Genomic DNA, 18441 nt, shown 5'->3' on the forward strand with positions numbered 1-18441 from the left:
AAAATTGGCGTGCATTTTACCATAAACTTTAAAAATAAGATAAAATGTTGAAAATTTTTAATAGGAAAAAATAATGAAAACAGCCGAAAATTCAACCGCACTTTTAAAAGCACAAGAACAAGAATTACGTCAAGCCGTCAGTTTTGCAGTGGCGTTAGCAACGAAAGCTGGCGCAAGTGCAGAAGTCGCGGTCACAAAAGTGAGCGGTTTATCCGTATCTGCTCGTTTGCAAGAAATTGAAAACGTAGAATTTACTAATGATGGCGCATTGGGGATCTCCGTTTATATGGGGCAACAAAAAGGCAATGCTTCTACTTCCGATTTAAGCGAAAGCGCAATTAGAAATGCGGTAGAAGCCGCACTTGCAATTGCAAAATACACTTCACCCGATGATTGCACAGGCCTTGCGGATAAGGATTTAATGGCTTTTAATGCACCTGATTTAGAGCTTTATCATTCTGCTGATATAGATGTTGATAAAGCGACGGAATTGGCACTTCAAGCAGAACAAGCCGCTTTGCAAGCGGATAAATGCATCGTAAATAGCAACGGAGCAAGTTTTAATTCACATACAGGCGTGAAAGTGTATGGTAATAGTCACGGTATGTTGCAAAGTTATTTATCAAGCCGTTATTCTTTATCTTGTTCGGTTATTGGTGGCGTAGAAGATACCTTAGAAAATGATTACGAATATACAATTTCTCGTGAATTCGACAAACTCCAATCGCCAATTTGGGTTGGCGAAAATTGTGCAAAGAAAGTCGTTTCTCGTTTAAATCCTCAGAAACTTAGTACACGCGAAGTGCCCGTCATTTTCTTAAATGATGTTGCAACTGGTCTTATTTCTCACTTTGCTGCTGCAATAAGTGGTGGCAGTTTATATAGAAAATCGAGTTTCTTGCTCGATCATTTAGATAAACAGGTCTTACCAGATTGGTTTAATATTAGTGAACGACCACATTTATTACGCCGTTTAGCTTCTACGCCTTTTGATAGTGAAGGTGTTCGTACGCAAGATCGTGAAATTGTTGAAAATGGGGTATTACAAACTTATTTAGTGACAAGTTACAGCGGTAAAAAACTCAGTATGCCAAGTACCGGTCATGCTGGTGGAATTCACAATTGGCTTGTTAAGCCAAATTTAACTGGAGGATTGACCGCACTTTTACGTCAAATGGAAACTGGATTGTTAGTAACGGATGTCATGGGACAAGGTGTCAATATTGTTACTGGCGATTATTCCCGTGGCGCATCAGGTTTTTGGGTGGAAAATGGTGAAATTCAATATCCCGTCGCCGAAATTACCATTGCGGGGCAACTACAAGATATGTTGAAGAATATGGTTGCTGTAGCTGACGATATAGAGCATCGTTCTAATATTCAAACTGGTTCTATTTTGTTAGATAAAATGAAAATTTCTGGAAATTAAGAAATATTTTTGAAATTGAGAATAATTCTTATTGACAATGACTAAATATCTGTTACTATACGCACATCTGTTGTTGCTCCAACAGGTAGAGTAGAAAGTAAATTCGTTAGGGTTGAAAAAGACTGAAGGTTTAAACTTCAGTCTTTTTTTTGTAAAATAGCAAACGATTTTATCTTCTGTCATTTCATAAGGAAACACAATGAAAAAACACTACGTAGATGTTTTAATTTCAGAGAATGATGTTCATACACGTATTGCTGAATTAGGTGCTCAAATTACAAAATTTTATCAAGAAAAACAGATCGATAGCCTTGTTGTCGTAGGGCTTTTACGTGGTTCCTTTATGTTTATGGCGGATATCGTTCGTCAGATAAATTTACCTGTGGAAATTGAATTTATGACAACTTCAAGTTATGGCACAGGTATGACCACGAATCACGACGTTCGTATTACCAAAGATTTGGACGGCGATATAAAAGGTAAACACGTTTTAATTGTGGAAGATATTATTGATACGGGCTATACGTTGGAAAAAGTGCGTGATATTTTGAATTTACGTGAGCCTGCGAGCCTTACAATTTGTACGTTACTTGATAAACCTTCTCGCCGCGAAGTGGAAGTGCCTGTTGAATGGGTTGGTTTTGAAATTCCTGATGAATTTGTGGTGGGGTATGGTATCGATTACGCGCAACGCCATCGTAATTTAGGCTATATCGGTAAAGTTGTTTTAGAAGAATAATTTGATTTTATTGAAAAGTGCGGTTGAAATTTTAAATGAATTTTTAGCCGCACTTTTTTATATTATTTCATTTCATTTCATTTCATTTCATTTCATTTCATTTCATTTCATTGCTATTTTCTCGATCACTTGCTAAATCTTTTTACAGCAAATACAGCCGTTATATTGATAATCTTGCAGGGGCAATTTTCTTATTTTTCGGCGGCTATTTAGTTTATTCAGGCGTGCTAGCCACTGCAGCCGCATTTTAATTACCAAAACGTATAAAATATAACGAAAGAAAACTTGTTATTTTTGCTGAAGTTGATAGTCTCCAAACACTTTAATCAGTTTTGGAGATTTTTTATGTTATTAGTCAATTTGGCGATATTTATTGCTTTTTTATTGCTGTTAGCACAGCTATATCGCAAAACCGAAAAATTAGGGCAAACGGTATTTATCGGTTTATTGCTCGGTTTGCTTTTTGGTGCGGTATTGCAATCCGCTTTTGAAAAACCTTTGTTAGACAAAACTTTAGATTGGATCAATGTGGTCGGTAACGGTTATGTTCGTTTATTGCAGATGATCGTGATGCCGTTGGTGTTCGTGTCGATTTTATCTGCTATCGCTCGTATCAATCAAACCAGATCATTGGGCAAAGTCAGCGTTGGCGTGTTATCCACCTTGCTGATTACCACCGCCATTTCCGCTGCAATTGGGATTGCGATGGTGCATTTATTTGATGTGTCGGCGGCAGGATTAATTGTGAGCGATCGTGAATTAGCGGCTCAAGGCAAAGTGTTAGATAAAGCAGGGCAAGTGTCTAATTTAACTGTGCCTGCGATGTTGGTGTCCTTTATTCCGAAAAATCCTTTTGCTGATCTCACGGGTGCCAACCCAACGTCCATTATTAGTGTCGTAATTTTCTCAGCATTACTTGGCGTGGCGGCTTTGAGTTTAGGCAAAGAAGATCAAGCACTTGGCGAACGAATTGCACAAGGTGTAGAAACTTTAAACAAATTAGTGATGCGTTTGGTGCGTTTTGTGATTCGCTTAACCCCTTACGGCGTGTTTGCGTTGATGATTAAAATGGCTGCCACCTCAAAATGGGCGGATATTGTCAATTTGGGCAATTTTATTGTGGCTTCTTATGCTGCTATTGCCTTAATGTTTGTGGTTCACGGCATTTTATTGTTCTTCGTTAAAGTCAATCCTGTGGATTACTACAAAAAAGTGTTGCCAACCTTAAGTTTTGCGTTTACATCTCGCTCAAGTGCGGCGACAATTCCGTTAAATATTGAAACGCAAACCGCAAAATTAGGTAACAACAATGTCATCGCCAACTTTGCTGCCACATTCGGTGCCACTATCGGACAAAACGGCTGTGGCGGCATTTATCCAGCGATGCTTGCTGTAATGGTCGCCCCAATGGTCGGCATTGACCCTTTTAGCTTCAGCTACATTCTAACCTTAATTTTCGTGGTCGCCATTTCTTCATTCGGCATCGCAGGCGTAGGTGGCGGAGCCACATTCGCCGCTATCGTCGTGCTATCTACGTTAGGTTTACCACTGGAATTAATCGGTTTACTCATTTCCATCGAACCGCTCATCGATATGGGACGTACCGCACTTAACGTAAACGGTGCCATGGTGGCAGGCACGATTACGGATCGCTTGCTAAATAAGTAACTGGAAATCAATAAAAAAATCTGCAATTGAGAATTCAGTTGCAGATTTTTTATCGCTCAATACTTTTGACTAAAAAGTGCGGTGGTTTTTTTCAGTGTTTTATAACTTAAATCGATGAATAATTTGATTTGCGGAACCTCGCCAAACTAAACTTGGGTCTGCCTGTTCTTGAATAAATTTCCCATCAATTAATACATCAATATAAGGCAACATAGCACGTTGTTGTTCATCTAATTCATCTAGCTTATAACCCGTCCAAACCCAGATATCTTTATCGGGGCATTCTCGTTTTACGCGTTGCACAAATGGCAATAATGTTTCTACGTTGAGGGGATGAAGTGGATCGCCACCTGAAAGCGTCAGCCCTTGGCGTTTAATGCGAGTGTCTTTTAAATCATTGATGATTTGTTGTTTCATTGCTTCATCAAATAATACACCCGCTGAAAATGACCAACTTTTTTGGTTATAGCAACCTTTGCAAGCATGCGTACAGCCACTGACGAAAAGTGTGCATCTTGTGCCTTCGCCATTGATAACATCGGTCGGGTAGTATTGTAGGTAGTTCATTTCATAAAAATCCTGAAAATGTGGCTTAAATTCTCGTCAAATTCACCGCACTTTTGAATTAATCTTTGCAATAAGGCAATAAATTCTGCATAATAGCGAGCAATCGCATTTGCGATATCAATGGAAACTTTCTCGGTCTCTCGCAACGGTGTCTGGTTTACTCGGTCAGGTTCGGAAGAAAGCAGCCAAAGTCGGAATTACTGTGTGCCGAGAAGAAGCTGGGAAGGTTTCCGCCCAACTTCCTTTTCTTATACTCGCTCAACCAATCTTTTAAAGAAACCATTTTCTTTTGTGATTAAGCTACTGTAATCGCCTTCTTCGATTAATCTTCCGTTATCAATTACACAAATTTTATCGAATTGTTCAATTGAACTTAGACGGTGAGTGACCATAATTAGGGTTTTATTTTCGGCATGTTGCAGAATTAAACGTAAAATTTGACGTTCAGTTTCGCGATCTAAACCTTCTGTTGGTTCATCCAATAATAAAATTGGTGCATTATTGAGTAAAATACGTGCTAAACCTAAACGGCGTTGTTCTCCGCCAGAAAGTGGACGACCTCCATCTCCCAGCCAAAGATTTAAACCTTTTCCTTCTTGCTCAAGTAATTTGCTTAAGCCAACTTGATGTAGCACTTCAATCATTTTTTCATCAGAAATTTTATTCGCACTTGCAAATTGTAAATTTTGACGAAGTGTATCGCTGAATACGTGAACACGTTGAGTTAAAAAACAAATTTGGCGGCGTAATGTTTCTTCTGAATAGGCGGAAATTGGTTTTTCTGCCAATAAAAGCTCGCCTTGATTTGCATCATAATTGCGTACTAAAAGTTGAAGAAGTGAAGATTTCCCACTTCCAGTTTTGCCTAAAATAGCAATTTTTTTGCCCTGTTCTAAATCTAATGTAAGATTTTTTAATACAAGCGTTTCTTGTTCGGGATAGGAAAAACTTAAATTATTTGCTGAAATTAACCGCACTTTTGTTTCAAATTCCTCGTTACCATTAAACTCGACAAGCGGTTTTTGCTCAATGATTTCGGTCACTCGCTCTGCTGCCGCAATAACTTGACCTATGTGTAAAAATGCTGCACCCAATGGCATGATTATCTCAAAGGCGGCAAGTGCAGCAAAAGTGAAAAGTGCAATATAAGCCGTGCGATATTCATCTGTGCCAAAATCGGCGTTACTTGCAAACCATAGCATTCCAGAAATCAACAAACCATTAAGAAAGAGAACAAGTGCGGTAGAAAATCCGCTTAATTTTGCTTCTTTGGCTTGATCTTCCTGCCATGTTTTTTCTGTGGCTGACATTTTCTCTTTTAATTTATCTTCTGCATTAAATAATAAAAGCTCAGCTTGTGCTTGGATAAATTCTAAAAACTGGGTTCGATAGGTCGCACGTGCTTGGATTAAGCGTTCGCCAAATTGCTGTCCTAGTCGATAGAAAACAGTTGGGATAATTATTAATAAAATTAACAAAAATAAACCTAAACCCAGTGCAAGTGGAATATTGATAAAACTAAGTCCAATCGTTATAGCAATAGTCACAAATGCAGCCGTGAAAAATGGTGCAAGTAAACGTAAATAGAGGCTATCAAGTGTATCCACATCGGACACTAAACGATTTAACAAATCGCTGTTACGATAACGATTTAACACTGCTGGACTTAAAGGAATGATTTTTTCAAATACTTGTACGCGTAATTTGGACAAAATGCGGAATGTTGCATCATGCGTCACTATTTTTTCAAAATAGCGCATGACGGTTCGTCCGATAGCTAAACCTCGCACACTGGCTGAAGGGTAGAAAAAGTTAAATAGAGTGCCTAGTCCTGCAATGGCTGTAGCGGCTAAAAACCAGCCTGAAACGGTAAGCAAGCCCATGCTAGAGCCTAAGCCTAAAATCATCAGCACTAAGCCTAAAATAAGCGGAAATTTGGCGAATTTAAATAAACGTATAAAGGGAAGTAATGTGCGCATTATTGGATATCCTGTTGTCGTTGAGCGAGCAATTCAGCAAAGAAACCTTCATGTTGTAATTCGGCAAATTTACCTTGCTGTACTATTTCTCCTCGTTGCATCACAAAAATTTGATCACATTGTTTCAAATCTTCAATTCGATGTGTAATCATCAGTGTAGTTTGATGCTGGCTTGCTTCATTCAGTGCGTGCAAAACAAGATTTTCTGATTGCGCATCTAGGCTTGCGGTTGGTTCATCAAGCAGAAGCAAATCGCCTTTGCGTAACAAGGCACGAGCAATGGCAAGACGTTGCGCTTGTCCCACAGAAATGCCTAATCCACCATCTTTGATTTCGTGATGAAGTCCAAGTTTATCGGTAAATTCTTTCGCTTGAGAACGCATTAACGCTTGATTAATTTCTTCATCGTTGGCTTGAATATCGCCAAGTAGTAAGTTTTCCTTAATTGTGCCTTGTAATAACAATGGATTTTGTCCTACCCACGCAATATGTTTGCGCCAGTCAGCTAGATTACTTTCGCGAAGTTCTTGACCATTAATTTTGAGCGAGCCCTCATAAGGCAAAAAGCCCAAAATAGCATTTATTAATGAAGTTTTACCTGCACCACTTTGTCCTACAAGTGCAACATTGTGATTTGCTGGAATTTGGAAGTTTAACGGCTTGGTTAATGCTGAACCCTGTGTCGAAAGCACCACTAAATTTTCGGCAGAAATTTCAACCGCACTTTCTAAAGAAATTGTTTTTTCATTTTGATGAACGGTTAAATAATCAGCTTCTAAGAAATCAACAATGGCATCTGCTGCACCAATACCCGCTGCGCGGTCGTGGTAATAAGTGCCGAGATCACGCAAGGGTTGATAAAATTCAGGTGCAAGAATTAAACAAAAGAAACCTGTGAAAAGTGTAAGCGGTGCATTATAGGTGCCAAATTCAATTTGACCTAAGTAGCTAAAACCAAAATAGACCGCCATCAGTGCAATGGAAATAGAGGTAAAAAATTCCAATACAGCAGAAGAGAGAAAAGCGAGTTTTAGCACATCCATTGTGGTCTCACGAAAATCTTCAGTGGCGTTTTCAATATGCTCAGTTTGTTCAGAAGTGCGGTTAAAAAGACGCAAGGTTTCTAAGCCGCGTAAGCGATCTAAAAATTGGGCACTTAGGCGAGAAAGGGTATCCATATTTTTTTGGCTGTTGTCAGCCGCAGCAATACCGACAATGATCATAAACAAAGGAACAAGCGGTGCGGTAATCATTAAGATTAAGCCTGCAGCCCAGTTCAACGGAAATACAGCAATGAAAATAACCACTGGAACAATGGCTGAAAGGCTTTGTTGAGGCAGAAAACGGGCATAGAAATTATGTAAGTTTTCTACTTGTTCTAACATAATGCTTGCCCAACTTCCAGCTGGTTTTTGATTGATTGTCGCAGGACCGACAAGATGGATTTTATCCAGAATTTTTTGACGAATATGGTTGCGTAATAATTGTCCGCTTCGGAAGCCAATTTTTTCTCTTACCCATAAAATAATGGCACGCATCCCGAAGCCGATAATTAGCCCGAGAAAATAAGGAATAAGTTCATCACGAGGCACATTTTGCATAATCAGTTTATCGAGCAAAGTCGCAAGAAAATAAGTTTGCGCGACTAAAATGAGTGCAGAAAGCGTAGCGAGAGCAATGTTTGCACGCATTAATTTTTTGATAGGTTCTTGTTGTGCGCGAAGCCATTGTTGTAAATATTTTTGACGAACTTTATTCATAGGTTTATCGAGATATAGAAAAAGTTCCCCTCTTTTAAAAGAGGGGAATTAGCTAGAAAATTTATGCTTCTTGAGCATCTAAGTAGCGTTCTGCATCCAAGGCTGCCATACAACCAGTCCCTGCAGAGGTAATGGCTTGGCGATAATTGTGATCCATTACATCGCCTGCTGCGAACACGCCTTCCACAGAAGTGGCTGTTGCATTGCCTTCAAGACCAGATTTTACAACGATATAGCCATTATTCAATTCTAGTTGCCCTTGGAAAATTTCCGTATTTGGCGAGTGACCAATCGCCACGAATAAACCATCTAATTTGAGTTCTTCTTTCTCGCCAGTTTTTGTGTTGGCTAAACGCAATCCGGTTACACCCATATTATCGCCTAATACTTCATCTAAAGTGCGGTCAGTATGAAGAACGATTTTTCCTTCTTCCACTTTTTTGTACAAACGATCGATAAGAATTTTTTCCGCACGGAAGCTATCGCGACGGTGGATTAAATGCACTGTACTTGCAATATTGGCTAAGTAAAGGGCTTCTTCCACCGCAGTATTTCCTCCACCAATCACACCGACTGGTTTATTACGATAAAAGAATCCATCACAGGTTGCACAAGCGGAAACACCACGACCTTTGTAGTTTTCTTCTGAAGGTAAGCCAATATAGCGTGCAGAGGCACCTGTTGCGATAATTAACGCATCACAAGTGAAATTTTGCACATCGCCAAAAAGTTTGAATGGGCGAGAAGATAAATCTACGCGATTGATATGATCGAAAACGATTTCTGTCTCAAATTTTTCTGCGTGTTGCAACATACGTTGCATTAAACCTGAACCAGTAGTCATCTCAAAATCGCCTGGCCAGTTCTCAATTTCATCTGTAGTGGTAAGCTGGCCACCTTGTTGTAAACCCGTTACCAATACTGGTTTTAAGTTTGCACGTGCTGCATAAATGGCTGCCGTATAACCAGCAGGGCCTGAGCCTAAAATTAAAAGTTTTGCGTGTTTGGTATCTGACATAAAGAATCCTTGTTTGTAGTTAAGTAATAATATAATGCAATAAGTTGCATTTTACTGATTATAAATTTTTTGCTTAATAAAGCAGCGAATAAAGTAATCGACGAAATTTATTTGTCAGCGGATTAGCATTGCCCATTGCACTTAAAATGGATAAAAATTGTTGTTTAACTTCGCCATTTTGCACGCCTAAGTCGGTTTTTAAAATACCGAAAAGTAGTGTCAGTGCTTCTTCATTTCGTCCTGCTTGATGAAGCTGAACAGCAAGTTTTATTGCAATTTCAGGCGTTGGATTTTTGGCATAATCAGCTTGTAATTGTTGGATTTCAGGTGTGTCAGCTGCTTGAATTTGCAGCCCAATTTGTGCTTGTAATCCGTGCCAACGACTATCACGATCTTGCAATGGAATTTGATTTAAAATTTCTTGTGCTGGCTCCGTTTTCTTCATTGCAATATAGGTTTCAGCGTAGAGTAGGGCAACATCACTATTTTTCTTATCAGAAAGCTCCCACGCATCTTTCAATAATGGCAATGCAGCTTCGTAATTTTCTACTTGCAAGAAATCTAATGCTTGTTGGAATTTTAAATCTTCCTCTTTAGGTAAAATAATGCTTAATCGTTGGATTAATGAAGATTTATCAAGCACGCTTGGAAATGCATCTAATGCCTGTGCTTCTTTAAACAAATAGGTGGTTGGTAATGCTTGGATGCGGAATTGTGCGACAATCATTTGCTCTTTTTCACAATTTACTTTTCCAAGAATAAATTGTCCTTGATATTGTTCTGCAACTTGCTCAAGTAGCACCAAAAAATCTGCCGATTCTTTATGCGTTGGCGCATAAAAATTGATGACAAGTGGTTTTTCTAAGGATTGTTGCAGTATTTCAGTAAGGTTTTGTTCGTTGATCTCAACGATAAAAGGAAAATCAGCCATGTTTTATCCTTGTGAAAAAATAATGGCTGATTTTAGCAAAGTGCGGAAGATTTTAGAAACGTTTTACCATTTCTATTATTAATCAAGTTTCTTTAAGATCAATTTTCCCATCATTTCAATATGTGCATGCTCTACATTAAGTGCAGGAATATATTGATAAGATTGTCCGCCATTGTTTAGGAAATTTTCTCGATTTTCTTTGTCAATTTCTTCAATGGTTTCTAAACAATCTACGGAGAAACCTGGGCAAACAACAGCAATTTTTTGAATGTTCTGTGTTGCAGCAGATTCTAAAAATTTATCGGTATAAGGCTGTAGCCATTCTTCACGTCCAAAGCGAGATTGAAACGTCATTCCCCATTGTTTTTCTGTTAAGTCTAGCTTATTAACAACTGCAATAGTCGTTTGTTTACAATGTTCACGATAATAATCGCCCATTTTTTCGTAACGCAGAGGAATACCGTGATAAGAAAATAACAAAAACTCATCGGATTTTAATCGCACTTTTATGGAGTCGGCTAAGGCGTTAATGTAATTTTCATCAATATGATAAGAATGGATGAAATCAAAAGGCACTAATCCTCGTTCTTCTTTAAGAGCGTTAGCGAAAGCATCAAATACTGCGCCCGTGGTTGAGCTAGAGTATTGCGGATAAAGAGGCAAAACAATAATTCGCTCAACTTGATTTTTAAGCAAATTTTTCACCGCACTTTGCATTGATGGATTGCCGTATGTCATGGCAATTTCTACTTGAGTATCGATATTTTGATTATCTAAATAGGCTTGTAATGCGTCTTTTTGTTGTCGTGAAATAGCAAGTAAAGGCGAGCCTTGTTCTGTCCAAATTGCTTGATAATTTTTGGCGATACGTTTTGAACGCAATGGCAAAATAATGGCTTTTAGTAGTGGATACCATTTGCAACGCGGTAAATCGACCACGCGAGGATCCGTTAAAAATTGCCATAAATAACGGCTAATTGACTTCGGCGTTGGGCTATCTGGCGTGCCTAGATTGGCAAGTAATACGCCGATTTTTGCTGGTTTTGTCATAAATTGATTACGGAAAGGGTTAATCTAGAAACACAACAAAGTTTATTCTCTTCTGTGCGGATGTCAATTTGCCAAACTTGGATATTTCTGCCCAAATTAATTGGTGTGGCTCTTGCAGTCACTTTACCTGAACGAACAGGGCGAAGATGATTGGCGTTAATATCCAATCCAACCGTAGCTTTGCCTTCTTCTAAACAAAGCGAACTCGCAAGAGAACCAATTGTTTCAGCTAAAGCAACCGAAACCCCACCGTGCAATACACCAAACGGCTGCATAGTACGATGATCCACAGGCATCGTCGCTTCAATCCAATCCTCGCCAAAAGCTGAAATTTCAATGCCAAGATGGCTAACTGCACTGTTAGCACAAAGTTGATTTAAGTTTTCGAGGGTAAAAGTTTTTTTCCAGAGCATTTTTATCTTTATAAAAAATAAAGGTAAATTATTAGACTTACTTCATTAATAATTGCCTTTTTTAATTAATGTATCGACGGTCATTTTGATTTTTTTCAAGATTGCTTCATTATTTTTTTCATTTAATGAGCCAAACATTTTATCGTGCGTGATTAAAAATCTGACAGAAAAACTATATTCTCCTCGTTGATCCTCATTATCTTTTCTTAATACGATTAAAGGGTCATTCTTTTCTGAAATTCTAGCGTGATAAAGTTCTAAATACCAAGGGATAGCGTATTTACCCAGATCAGAACGTTTTAAACGACCAACTTTGCGATCACTATAATTTTCGTAAACTTCAACAAACCCTTGTTGTTCCCATTTATCAAGTAATTCAAAAACATCCATTGCGTAATTATCGATGTCTTCATCACTAAAACCTAGTTCTCGACTGATTTCTCTAAACAATTTATGTAGAGAAACTTTTGCTGGAATCTTTATTACATTTGCCATAATTGTAAATTTCCATAAATTTTTTTAAACGCTCTTCACGTGTTTCGCCTGTGATTCTGGTGCTTTCAATATGATTGCCCAGCTTTATTAGCTCATTAATGAGTTCTTGATTGGTTGGTGGTGAAAGATGTCTAGACATATTTCCTCCTTAGTAGTATCAAGTTTTGATGTTATTGTGGCATAAGTTCTCTTTTATTCCAATATTTCTAATAACGCCTGCACAGGATGCTTTAACACCACATGTTCATAACGTTTTACCTGACTGCGACAAGAATAACCGGTAGCTAAACAAAAGTGCGGATCTTTTCCATGTAGTTTTTTATGCCAGGATACATCGTAGATTTCTCGGCTCATTTTTTGATTTTGCATTTCATGTCCAAATACACCAGCCATACCGCAACAGCCTACTTTTTCTACATTCAGTTGTTGTCCAAATCTTCCAAAAATTTCTTGCCATTCTTTTGGGCTGTTCGGCATAAAGGTAGATTCCGTACAATGAGGGAATAAATACCAACCTAAAGTGCGGTCAGTTTTGGCGATGTTTTTTAACTTCTCTTGCAAATCCGCATTTTGTAATCTTTGCTTTAACCATTCGTGTGCGGTGAGAACGTGAAAATCGCCACGTTTTTCTTGTAGTGCTTCCTTGTATTCATCTCGATAAGACAGCACGATGGCTGGATCAATGCCTACAAGTGGAATGCCTAATTTTGCCATTCGATTTAAAAACTCGGCTTGGTTTTGTGCTGTTTTGCTAAAGCGTTTTAAGAAACCTTTAATGTGCATTGCTTTGCCGTTTGGTTTAAATGGCAATAGAATTGGTGTGAAGCCTAATTTCTGCGTAAGCATAACAAAATCCCGTACCACTTTCGCATCATAGTAAGAGGTATAAGGATCTTGCACAATAAATAAAACATTGTTTTTTTCTACCGCACTTAGGTCTTCCAATTCTTCCAAGGATTTGCCTTGATAATGAATTTCCACCAGCTGTTGTTGCAAATTGGGTTCAGAAAGCAAGGGCAAATCAGTCATGCCTAGTGTTTTTTCCACTAATGTTTGCGTGACTTTTAGCTTGGTAAAATAATTAAAGAATTTTGCCTGTTTTGCCATATAAGGCGCAGCGATTTCTAAATTTGCCACAACGTGGTCTTTTGCTGGTCGTAAATAACGGCTGTGATAAAAATGAAAGAATTTCGCACGGAAACTTGGCACATCAATTTTAATCGGGCATTGGCTTGCACAGGCTTTACAAGCAAGGCAAGTATCCATTGTGGCTTTTACTTCGTGAGAAAAATCATAATTGCCTCGCCATTTTTGAACTGTATTTCGTAGTCTTTTTACAAGTGCGGTTAGTTTTATTTCTGTTTTACGGAAGTCTAATTGTTCGGGGGAAACATTTTCATTTGCCATCAATCGAAGCCATTCTCGAACCATAGCTGCACGACCTTTCGGCGAAAATACACGGTTTTTACTGACTTTCATCGATGGGCACATAATGCTGTGTTCATCAAAATTGAAACATAAGCCATTTCCATTGCAGTTCATCGCACCCTTAAATTCATCTCGTATTTGGATAGGAATTTGACGATCCTTATCAGCTCGCATCGGCGAAAGAATAGAATAAAGTTCATCTTTGGAATCTAAAGGCGTACAGATTTTGCCCGGATTTAAGCGATTGTTTGGATCGAATAAGGTTTTGATATAACGAAGTTCGTGCCAGAGTTCTGGCGTAAAGAATTTTTCGCCGTAATGGGAACGCACGCCTTTTCCATGTTCTCCCCAAAGTAATCCACCATATTTAATCGTAAGTTCTGCCACTTCATCTGAAATTTGTTTAAATAATTTCACTTGTTCTTTATCGCATAAATCAAGCGCTGGGCGAACGTGCAACACGCCCGCATCGACGTGACCAAACATTCCATATTGTAAATTGTGCTTGTCTAATAAAGCACGAAATTCACTGATGTAATCCGCAAGATTTTCTGGAGGGACACAAGTATCTTCTACAAAAGGAATCGGTTTGGCTGCACCTTTTGCATTACCCAGTAAGCCCACTGCTTTTTTTCGCATTGCATAAATTCGTTCAATAGACGGCAAATCAGAACAGACTTGATAGCCAATAATGTGATCTTGATTGTGTTCAATTTTTTCATCAAGTAAGTGACAAAGAGCGGTAACTTGGCGGTCTATTTTTTCTTTATTATTACCGGCAAATTCCACAATATTTAAACCAAGAATTGGATCTGCTTCATCTTCTGTAAGAAGTTCATTCACAGAGTGCCAAATAATATCTTGTTTGGCGAGGTTTAAGACTTTGGAATCAACGGTTTCCACAGAAAGCGCATTGGCTTTCACCATAAAGGGTGCATTGCGTAATGCCGCATCAAAAGAACGATATTTAATATTGATGAGCGTGCGATACTGCGGAATTGGCAGAAGATTGAGTTTAGCTTCACAAATAAATGCGAGAGAACCTTCAGAGCCAGTGAGAATCCTTGTTAGATTAAATTCACTTTCATCTTCATTGAATACATTTTTCAGATCGTATCCCGTTAAAAAACGGTTAAGTTGTGGCAAATCTTTAATGATAGCCGCTCTTTTTTCTTTACAGTGTTGCGCAATTGTTTGATGGAGTCTTTTGCTACTATCACTTAATTCAAGCGCATCGATGTTTTCTAAAACATCAACAGAATTGACCGCACTTGTATCTAAAATTTCACCGTTCATTAATACTGCACGTAATGCCAAAACATGATTAGAGGTTTTACCGTATTGCAATGAACCTTGCCCCGAGGCATCTGTGTTAATCATTCCGCCTAAAGTCGCTCGATTGCTGGTGGATAACTCTGGGGCAAAGAACAAACCATGTGGTTTTAAAAATTGATTAAGTTGATCTTTTACAACGCCTGCTTGTACTCGAACCCAGCGTTCTTTTACATTGAGTTCTAAGATGGCAGTCATATGACGAGAAAGATCCACTATTATATCGTTATTGATAGATTGTCCATTGGTTCCCGTACCACCACCGCGAGGAGTAAAAGTGAGTGATTGATATTTTGGTAAATTTGCCAATTTGGTTATACGCACTATATCAGCAACAGTTTTCGGAAAAAGAATCGCCAGTGGAAGTTGTTGATAAACGCTGTTATCCGTAGCTAGACTTAATCTATCTGAATAGTTTGTTGCAATATCCCCCTCAAAATGTTGGCGTTGAAGATCACTAAGATAATCAAGTACATATTGTTCAACTTGAGGAATGCGATTTAGATTTGGCAACATAGTATTTGACCCATTTAAACATATCAGATGGAGACTTTGATAATATCCTAAGGCTAGAATAATGTCGATTAGGAAAGAGAGAGGAGAAGGTAAAAAGTCTGTTTAAGAAAGTGTTATTTTGGATAAAAACTAAACAAATAATTCAAAATAATTTGATCTTTTTAAAATTCATAGGATAATGATCACACTTTTGAACGTTCCTTTGGGGTAAACATAAACAAAGGAATTGAATTTGTCAAAAGGTAATAAAGTAGGGCAAATTCAAAACCCTAGTTAAGTGACTGTTTAGAATGTAACTTTAATTAAAAGTTCAGTATAAACAAGTACACTTTTTTATTACTATTCGATCACTAAATAGAGGACATCAAAATGAAAAAAACTGCAATCGCATTAGTAGTTGCTGGTTTAGCAGCAGCTTCAGTAGCTCAAGCAGCTCCACAAGAAAACACTTTCTACGCTGGCGTTAAAGCTGGTCAAGCATCTTTTCACGATGGACTTCGTGCTCTAGCTCGTGAAAATAAAGTAGGTTATCACCGTAATTCTTTCACTTATGGTGTATTCGGTGGTTATCAAATTTTAAATCAAAATAACTTAGGTTTAGCGGTTGAATTAGGTTACGACGATTTCGGTCGTGCTAAAGGTCGTGAAAAAGGTAGAACTGTTGCTAAACACACTAACCACGGTACTCACTTAAGCTTAAAAGGTAGCTACGAAGTATTAGAAGGTTTAGATGTTTATGGTAAAGCAGGTGTTGCTTTAGTTCGTTCTGACTATAAATTCTACGATAAGAAATACGGCGAACATCACAGAGCACGTGCCTCTGGTTTATTTGCAGTAGGTGCAGAATATGCAGTATTACCAGAATTAGCAGTTCGTTTAGAATACCAATGGCTAACTCGCGTAGGTAAATACCGCCCTCAAGATAAACCAAATAGCGCAATTAACTACAACCCTTGGATTGGTTCTATCAACGCGGGTATTTCTTACCGTTTTGGTCAAGGTGCAGCGCCAGTTGTTGCAGCACCTGAAATGGTAAGCAAAACTTTCAGCTTAAACTCTGATGTAACTTTCGCATTTGGTAAAGCAAACTTAAAACCTCAAGCGCAAGCAACATTAGACAGCATCTATGGCGAAATGTCACAAGTTAAAAGTGCAAAAGTAGCGGTTGCTGGTTACACTGACCGTATTGGTTCTGATGCGTTCAACGTAAAACTTTCTCAAGAACGTGCAGATTCAGTAGCTAACTACTTTGTTGCTAAAGGTGTTGCAGCAGACGCAATCTCTGCAACTGGCTACGGTAAAGCAAACCCAGTAACTGGCGCAATTTGTGACCAAGTTAAAGGCCGTAAAGCGCTTATCGCTTGTCTTGCTCCAGACCGTCGTGTAGAAATCGCGGTAAACGGTACTAAATAATTTTAGTATTTGTTTAACGAAAGATTAAATACAGCAAAAGGCTTAAACTTCGGTTTAGGCCTTTTGTTTTAAATGAATATAAAACCAAGCATTTCAATCAAGTTTTAACTTGTGATAAAATGCTTATCTCGTTTATTTATAGGGAACATTATGGAAACCTTAGACAAAATCAAAAAGCAAATTAGTGAAAATCCCATTCTTATTTATATGAAAGGTTCGCCAAAATTACCATCTTGTGGTTTTTCTGCTCGTGCATCTGAGGCATTAATGCACTGCAAAGTGCCTTTTGGTTATGTGGATATTTTGCAACATCCAGATATTCGTGCTGAATTACCAACATATGCAAATTGGCCAACTTTTCCGCAATTATGGGTTGAGGGAGAATTAATTGGTGGTTGTGATATTATTTTGGAAATGTATCAAGCAGGCGAATTGCAAACTTTATTAGCTGAAGTGGCAGCAAAGCACGCTTAATCACAGTGGAAAAATAAAACCCGCAATAAGCGGGTTTTTTATATAATAAATTTCCCTTGCATTATTAAATAATAGATTAAGCAAACTTTAATACCTTAGAAAGTGCAGTGAAAAATTTCTCGTTTTCTTCAGGTAAACCAATACTTATACGTAAATGATTCGGCATGCCATACCCAGCAATTGGGCGAACAATTACGCCTTCTCGTAACAACGCATCATAAATTGGTGCGGCAGGTTGTTTGAAATCAATGGTTATAAAATTTCCTTTAGAGGGAATATAATCCAATTGATTTTTTTGACAAAAGTCTTCATAACGTCGCATTTCTATTCGATTATTTTCAGCGACTTTTTCAACAAATTCATCGTCATTCATTACGGCAACTGCAGCGGTTAATGCCAAAGAATTACAGTTAAATGGCTGTCGAACTCGATTTAATAAATCTGCGATTTCTGGATTAGATACCGCATAACCAATGCGTAAGCCTGCCAAGCCATAGGCTTTAGAAAGAGAGTGGGAAATAATTAAATTTGAATATTTTTTTAATAAACTGAAAGAGTCCACTCGTTCTTCAGATCTAGTAAATTCCGTGTAGGCTTCATCTAATACCACGATTACATTTTCGGGGACTTTTGCTAAAAAATCTTCAATTTCTTGCGATGTTAAAAAATTACCCGTTGGATTATTTGGATTAGCAATGTAAATGAGCTTTGTTTTATCAGAAAGTGCGGTTAAAAATCCTTGTAAATTATGCCCCCAATTTTTAGCTGGAATTTCTTTTGCAACGGCATTTATTGCTTTAGTCACTAAAGGATAAACAATAAAGGCATATTGTGAATAAATGATTTCATCGCCTTCTGCTGCAAAAGTGTGAGCAAAAAGTTCTAATAAATCATTTGATCCATTTCCAAGCGTAATTTGATTTGGTTGAACGCCAAATTTGTTTGCGATAGTTTGTTTTAGTTCAAAGCCATTGGCATCTGGATAACGAGTTAGTTTATCTAATTGTTCAAAAATTGCTTTTTTTGCACTTTCTGGAAAACCAAATGGGTTTTCGTTTGAGGCAAGTTTAACGATATTGGAAATACCAAGTTCTCGTTCTAATTCCTCAATGGGTTTGCCTGCTTGATAAGGGGATAAGGATTTTACGCCACGATTGGCAATGTTGATGTACTGCATAGTTGTATTTATAAATATTGATATGAATTAGTATGAATTTTCAAGTAAATTT

16 protein-coding genes, 1 other RNA gene and 1 pseudogene are annotated in these 18441 nt (G+C 38.0%); 7 read left to right on the plus strand and 11 right to left on the minus strand.

Going from position 1 to position 18441, the window contains the following annotated elements; all coding sequences use genetic code 11:
• Window positions 1–73 precede the first annotated feature (73 nt).
• The 4 genes and pseudogenes from pmbA (at window position 74) to DQN24_RS04905 (ending at window position 3836) form a co-directional block, all read left to right on the plus strand.
• A complete protein-coding gene (gene pmbA, locus DQN24_RS04890) occupies window positions 74–1429 on the plus strand; it encodes a metalloprotease PmbA (protein WP_111695472.1) in 1356 nt (451 codons plus the stop codon).
• Between the two features lie 199 nt (window positions 1430–1628).
• Entirely contained in the window at window positions 1629–2168 is a 540-nt protein-coding gene (gene hpt / locus DQN24_RS04895) for a hypoxanthine phosphoribosyltransferase (RefSeq protein ID WP_021035468.1), read from the plus strand.
• Window positions 2169–2254: 86 nt separating this feature from the next.
• Window positions 2255–2419: pseudogene (locus DQN24_RS09085) on the plus strand (LysE family transporter); the annotation flags it as partial.
• Window positions 2420–2513: 94 nt separating this feature from the next.
• A complete protein-coding gene (locus DQN24_RS04905; protein ID WP_005690669.1) occupies window positions 2514–3836 on the plus strand; it encodes an L-cystine transporter in 1323 nt (440 codons plus the stop codon).
• A gap of 99 nt (window positions 3837–3935) precedes the next feature.
• On the opposite strand, the gene nrdG is transcribed toward DQN24_RS04905, so the two are convergent.
• Window positions 3936–4403, minus strand: coding sequence for an anaerobic ribonucleoside-triphosphate reductase-activating protein (gene nrdG, locus DQN24_RS04910; protein WP_005657221.1), 468 nt, complete (start codon window positions 4401–4403; stop codon window positions 3936–3938).
• A gap of 129 nt (window positions 4404–4532) precedes the next feature.
• On the opposite strand from nrdG, the gene ffs reads away from it, so the two are divergent.
• Window positions 4533–4631, plus strand: an RNA gene (gene ffs / locus DQN24_RS04915) — signal recognition particle sRNA small type.
• A gap of 20 nt (window positions 4632–4651) precedes the next feature.
• Here ffs and cydC read toward each other — a convergent pair.
• From cydC to DQN24_RS04960, 9 genes are all read right to left on the minus strand, one after another.
• Window positions 4652–6382 carry a heme ABC transporter ATP-binding protein/permease CydC gene (cydC, locus tag DQN24_RS04920; RefSeq protein ID WP_021035464.1) on the minus strand — a complete coding sequence of 577 codons (1731 nt, stop codon included), beginning with the start codon at window positions 6380–6382 and terminating at the stop codon, window positions 4652–4654.
• Window positions 6382–8142, minus strand: a complete 1761-nt coding sequence (gene cydD / locus DQN24_RS04925; RefSeq protein ID WP_111695473.1) for a heme ABC transporter permease/ATP-binding protein CydD — start codon at window positions 8140–8142, stop codon at window positions 6382–6384. The genes cydC and cydD overlap by 1 nt, the downstream gene beginning before the upstream one ends.
• 61 nt (window positions 8143–8203) lie before the next feature.
• Entirely contained in the window at window positions 8204–9160 is a 957-nt protein-coding gene (gene trxB, locus DQN24_RS04930) for a thioredoxin-disulfide reductase (protein WP_005627209.1), read from the minus strand.
• A gap of 73 nt (window positions 9161–9233) precedes the next feature.
• Window positions 9234–10091: a co-chaperone YbbN gene (locus DQN24_RS04935; protein WP_021035462.1), complete on the minus strand. Its 858-nt coding sequence runs from the start codon at window positions 10089–10091 to the stop codon at window positions 9234–9236.
• A gap of 78 nt (window positions 10092–10169) precedes the next feature.
• The gene (gene hemH, locus DQN24_RS04940; protein WP_021035461.1) at window positions 10170–11141 is read right to left on the minus strand and encodes a ferrochelatase; all 972 of its coding nucleotides are present in this window, start codon (window positions 11139–11141) and stop codon (window positions 10170–10172) included.
• The gene (locus tag DQN24_RS04945) at window positions 11138–11554 is read right to left on the minus strand and encodes a hotdog fold thioesterase (protein ID WP_054249327.1); all 417 of its coding nucleotides are present in this window, start codon (window positions 11552–11554) and stop codon (window positions 11138–11140) included. The genes hemH and DQN24_RS04945 overlap by 4 nt, the downstream gene beginning before the upstream one ends.
• 45 nt (window positions 11555–11599) lie before the next feature.
• Window positions 11600–12049, minus strand: coding sequence for a hypothetical protein (locus DQN24_RS04950; protein ID WP_021035459.1), 450 nt, complete (start codon window positions 12047–12049; stop codon window positions 11600–11602).
• Complete coding sequence (locus tag DQN24_RS08985; RefSeq protein ID WP_032825031.1) at window positions 12006–12188, minus strand: hypothetical protein; 183 nt, start codon at window positions 12186–12188, stop codon at window positions 12006–12008. Before DQN24_RS08985 ends, DQN24_RS04950 begins: the two co-directional genes overlap by 44 nt.
• Window positions 12189–12241: 53 nt before the next feature.
• Window positions 12242–15325 carry an FAD-binding and (Fe-S)-binding domain-containing protein gene (locus tag DQN24_RS04960; protein WP_111695474.1) on the minus strand — a complete coding sequence of 1028 codons (3084 nt, stop codon included), beginning with the start codon at window positions 15323–15325 and terminating at the stop codon, window positions 12242–12244.
• A 369-nt stretch (window positions 15326–15694) separates the two neighbouring features.
• Here DQN24_RS04960 and ompA point away from each other — a divergent pair, with 369 nt between their 5' ends.
• Both ompA and grxD read left to right on the plus strand, forming a co-directional pair.
• Entirely contained in the window at window positions 15695–16738 is a 1044-nt protein-coding gene (gene ompA / locus DQN24_RS04965; RefSeq protein WP_021035457.1) for a porin OmpA, read from the plus strand.
• A gap of 150 nt (window positions 16739–16888) precedes the next feature.
• On the plus strand, window positions 16889–17212 hold the full coding sequence (gene grxD, locus DQN24_RS04970) for a Grx4 family monothiol glutaredoxin (protein WP_005653629.1): 324 nt from the start codon (window positions 16889–16891) through the stop codon (window positions 17210–17212).
• A gap of 76 nt (window positions 17213–17288) precedes the next feature.
• Here the strand turns inward: grxD and hisC are convergent, their stop codons facing one another.
• On the minus strand, window positions 17289–18389 hold the full coding sequence (gene hisC, locus DQN24_RS04975) for a histidinol-phosphate transaminase (RefSeq protein WP_111695475.1): 1101 nt from the start codon (window positions 18387–18389) through the stop codon (window positions 17289–17291).
• Window positions 18390–18441: the final 52 nt, after the last annotated feature.

Source organism: Haemophilus influenzae, assembly GCF_900475755.1.
Lineage (GTDB): Bacteria > Pseudomonadota > Gammaproteobacteria > Enterobacterales > Pasteurellaceae > Haemophilus > Haemophilus influenzae_D.

Coding starts and splice junctions, on each gene's coding strand:
- pmbA (WP_111695472.1), top strand. CDS start 74: ATGAAAACAGCCGAAAATTCAACCGCACTTTTAAAAGCACAAGAACAA.
- hpt (WP_021035468.1), top strand. CDS start 1,629: ATGAAAAAACACTACGTAGATGTTTTAATTTCAGAGAATGATGTTCAT.
- DQN24_RS04905 (WP_005690669.1), top strand. CDS start 2,514: ATGTTATTAGTCAATTTGGCGATATTTATTGCTTTTTTATTGCTGTTA.
- nrdG (WP_005657221.1), bottom strand. CDS start 4,403: ATGAACTACCTACAATACTACCCGACCGATGTTATCAATGGCGAAGGC.
- cydC (WP_021035464.1), bottom strand. CDS start 6,382: ATGCGCACATTACTTCCCTTTATACGTTTATTTAAATTCGCCAAATTT.
- cydD (WP_111695473.1), bottom strand. CDS start 8,142: ATGAATAAAGTTCGTCAAAAATATTTACAACAATGGCTTCGCGCACAA.
- trxB (WP_005627209.1), bottom strand. CDS start 9,160: ATGTCAGATACCAAACACGCAAAACTTTTAATTTTAGGCTCAGGCCCT.
- DQN24_RS04935 (WP_021035462.1), bottom strand. CDS start 10,091: ATGGCTGATTTTCCTTTTATCGTTGAGATCAACGAACAAAACCTTACT.
- hemH (WP_021035461.1), bottom strand. CDS start 11,141: ATGACAAAACCAGCAAAAATCGGCGTATTACTTGCCAATCTAGGCACG.
- DQN24_RS04945 (WP_054249327.1), bottom strand. CDS start 11,554: ATGCTCTGGAAAAAAACTTTTACCCTCGAAAACTTAAATCAACTTTGT.
- DQN24_RS04950 (WP_021035459.1), bottom strand. CDS start 12,049: ATGGCAAATGTAATAAAGATTCCAGCAAAAGTTTCTCTACATAAATTG.
- DQN24_RS08985 (WP_032825031.1), bottom strand. CDS start 12,188: ATGTCTAGACATCTTTCACCACCAACCAATCAAGAACTCATTAATGAG.
- DQN24_RS04960 (WP_111695474.1), bottom strand. CDS start 15,325: ATGTTGCCAAATCTAAATCGCATTCCTCAAGTTGAACAATATGTACTT.
- ompA (WP_021035457.1), top strand. CDS start 15,695: ATGAAAAAAACTGCAATCGCATTAGTAGTTGCTGGTTTAGCAGCAGCT.
- grxD (WP_005653629.1), top strand. CDS start 16,889: ATGGAAACCTTAGACAAAATCAAAAAGCAAATTAGTGAAAATCCCATT.
- hisC (WP_111695475.1), bottom strand. CDS start 18,389: ATGCAGTACATCAACATTGCCAATCGTGGCGTAAAATCCTTATCCCCT.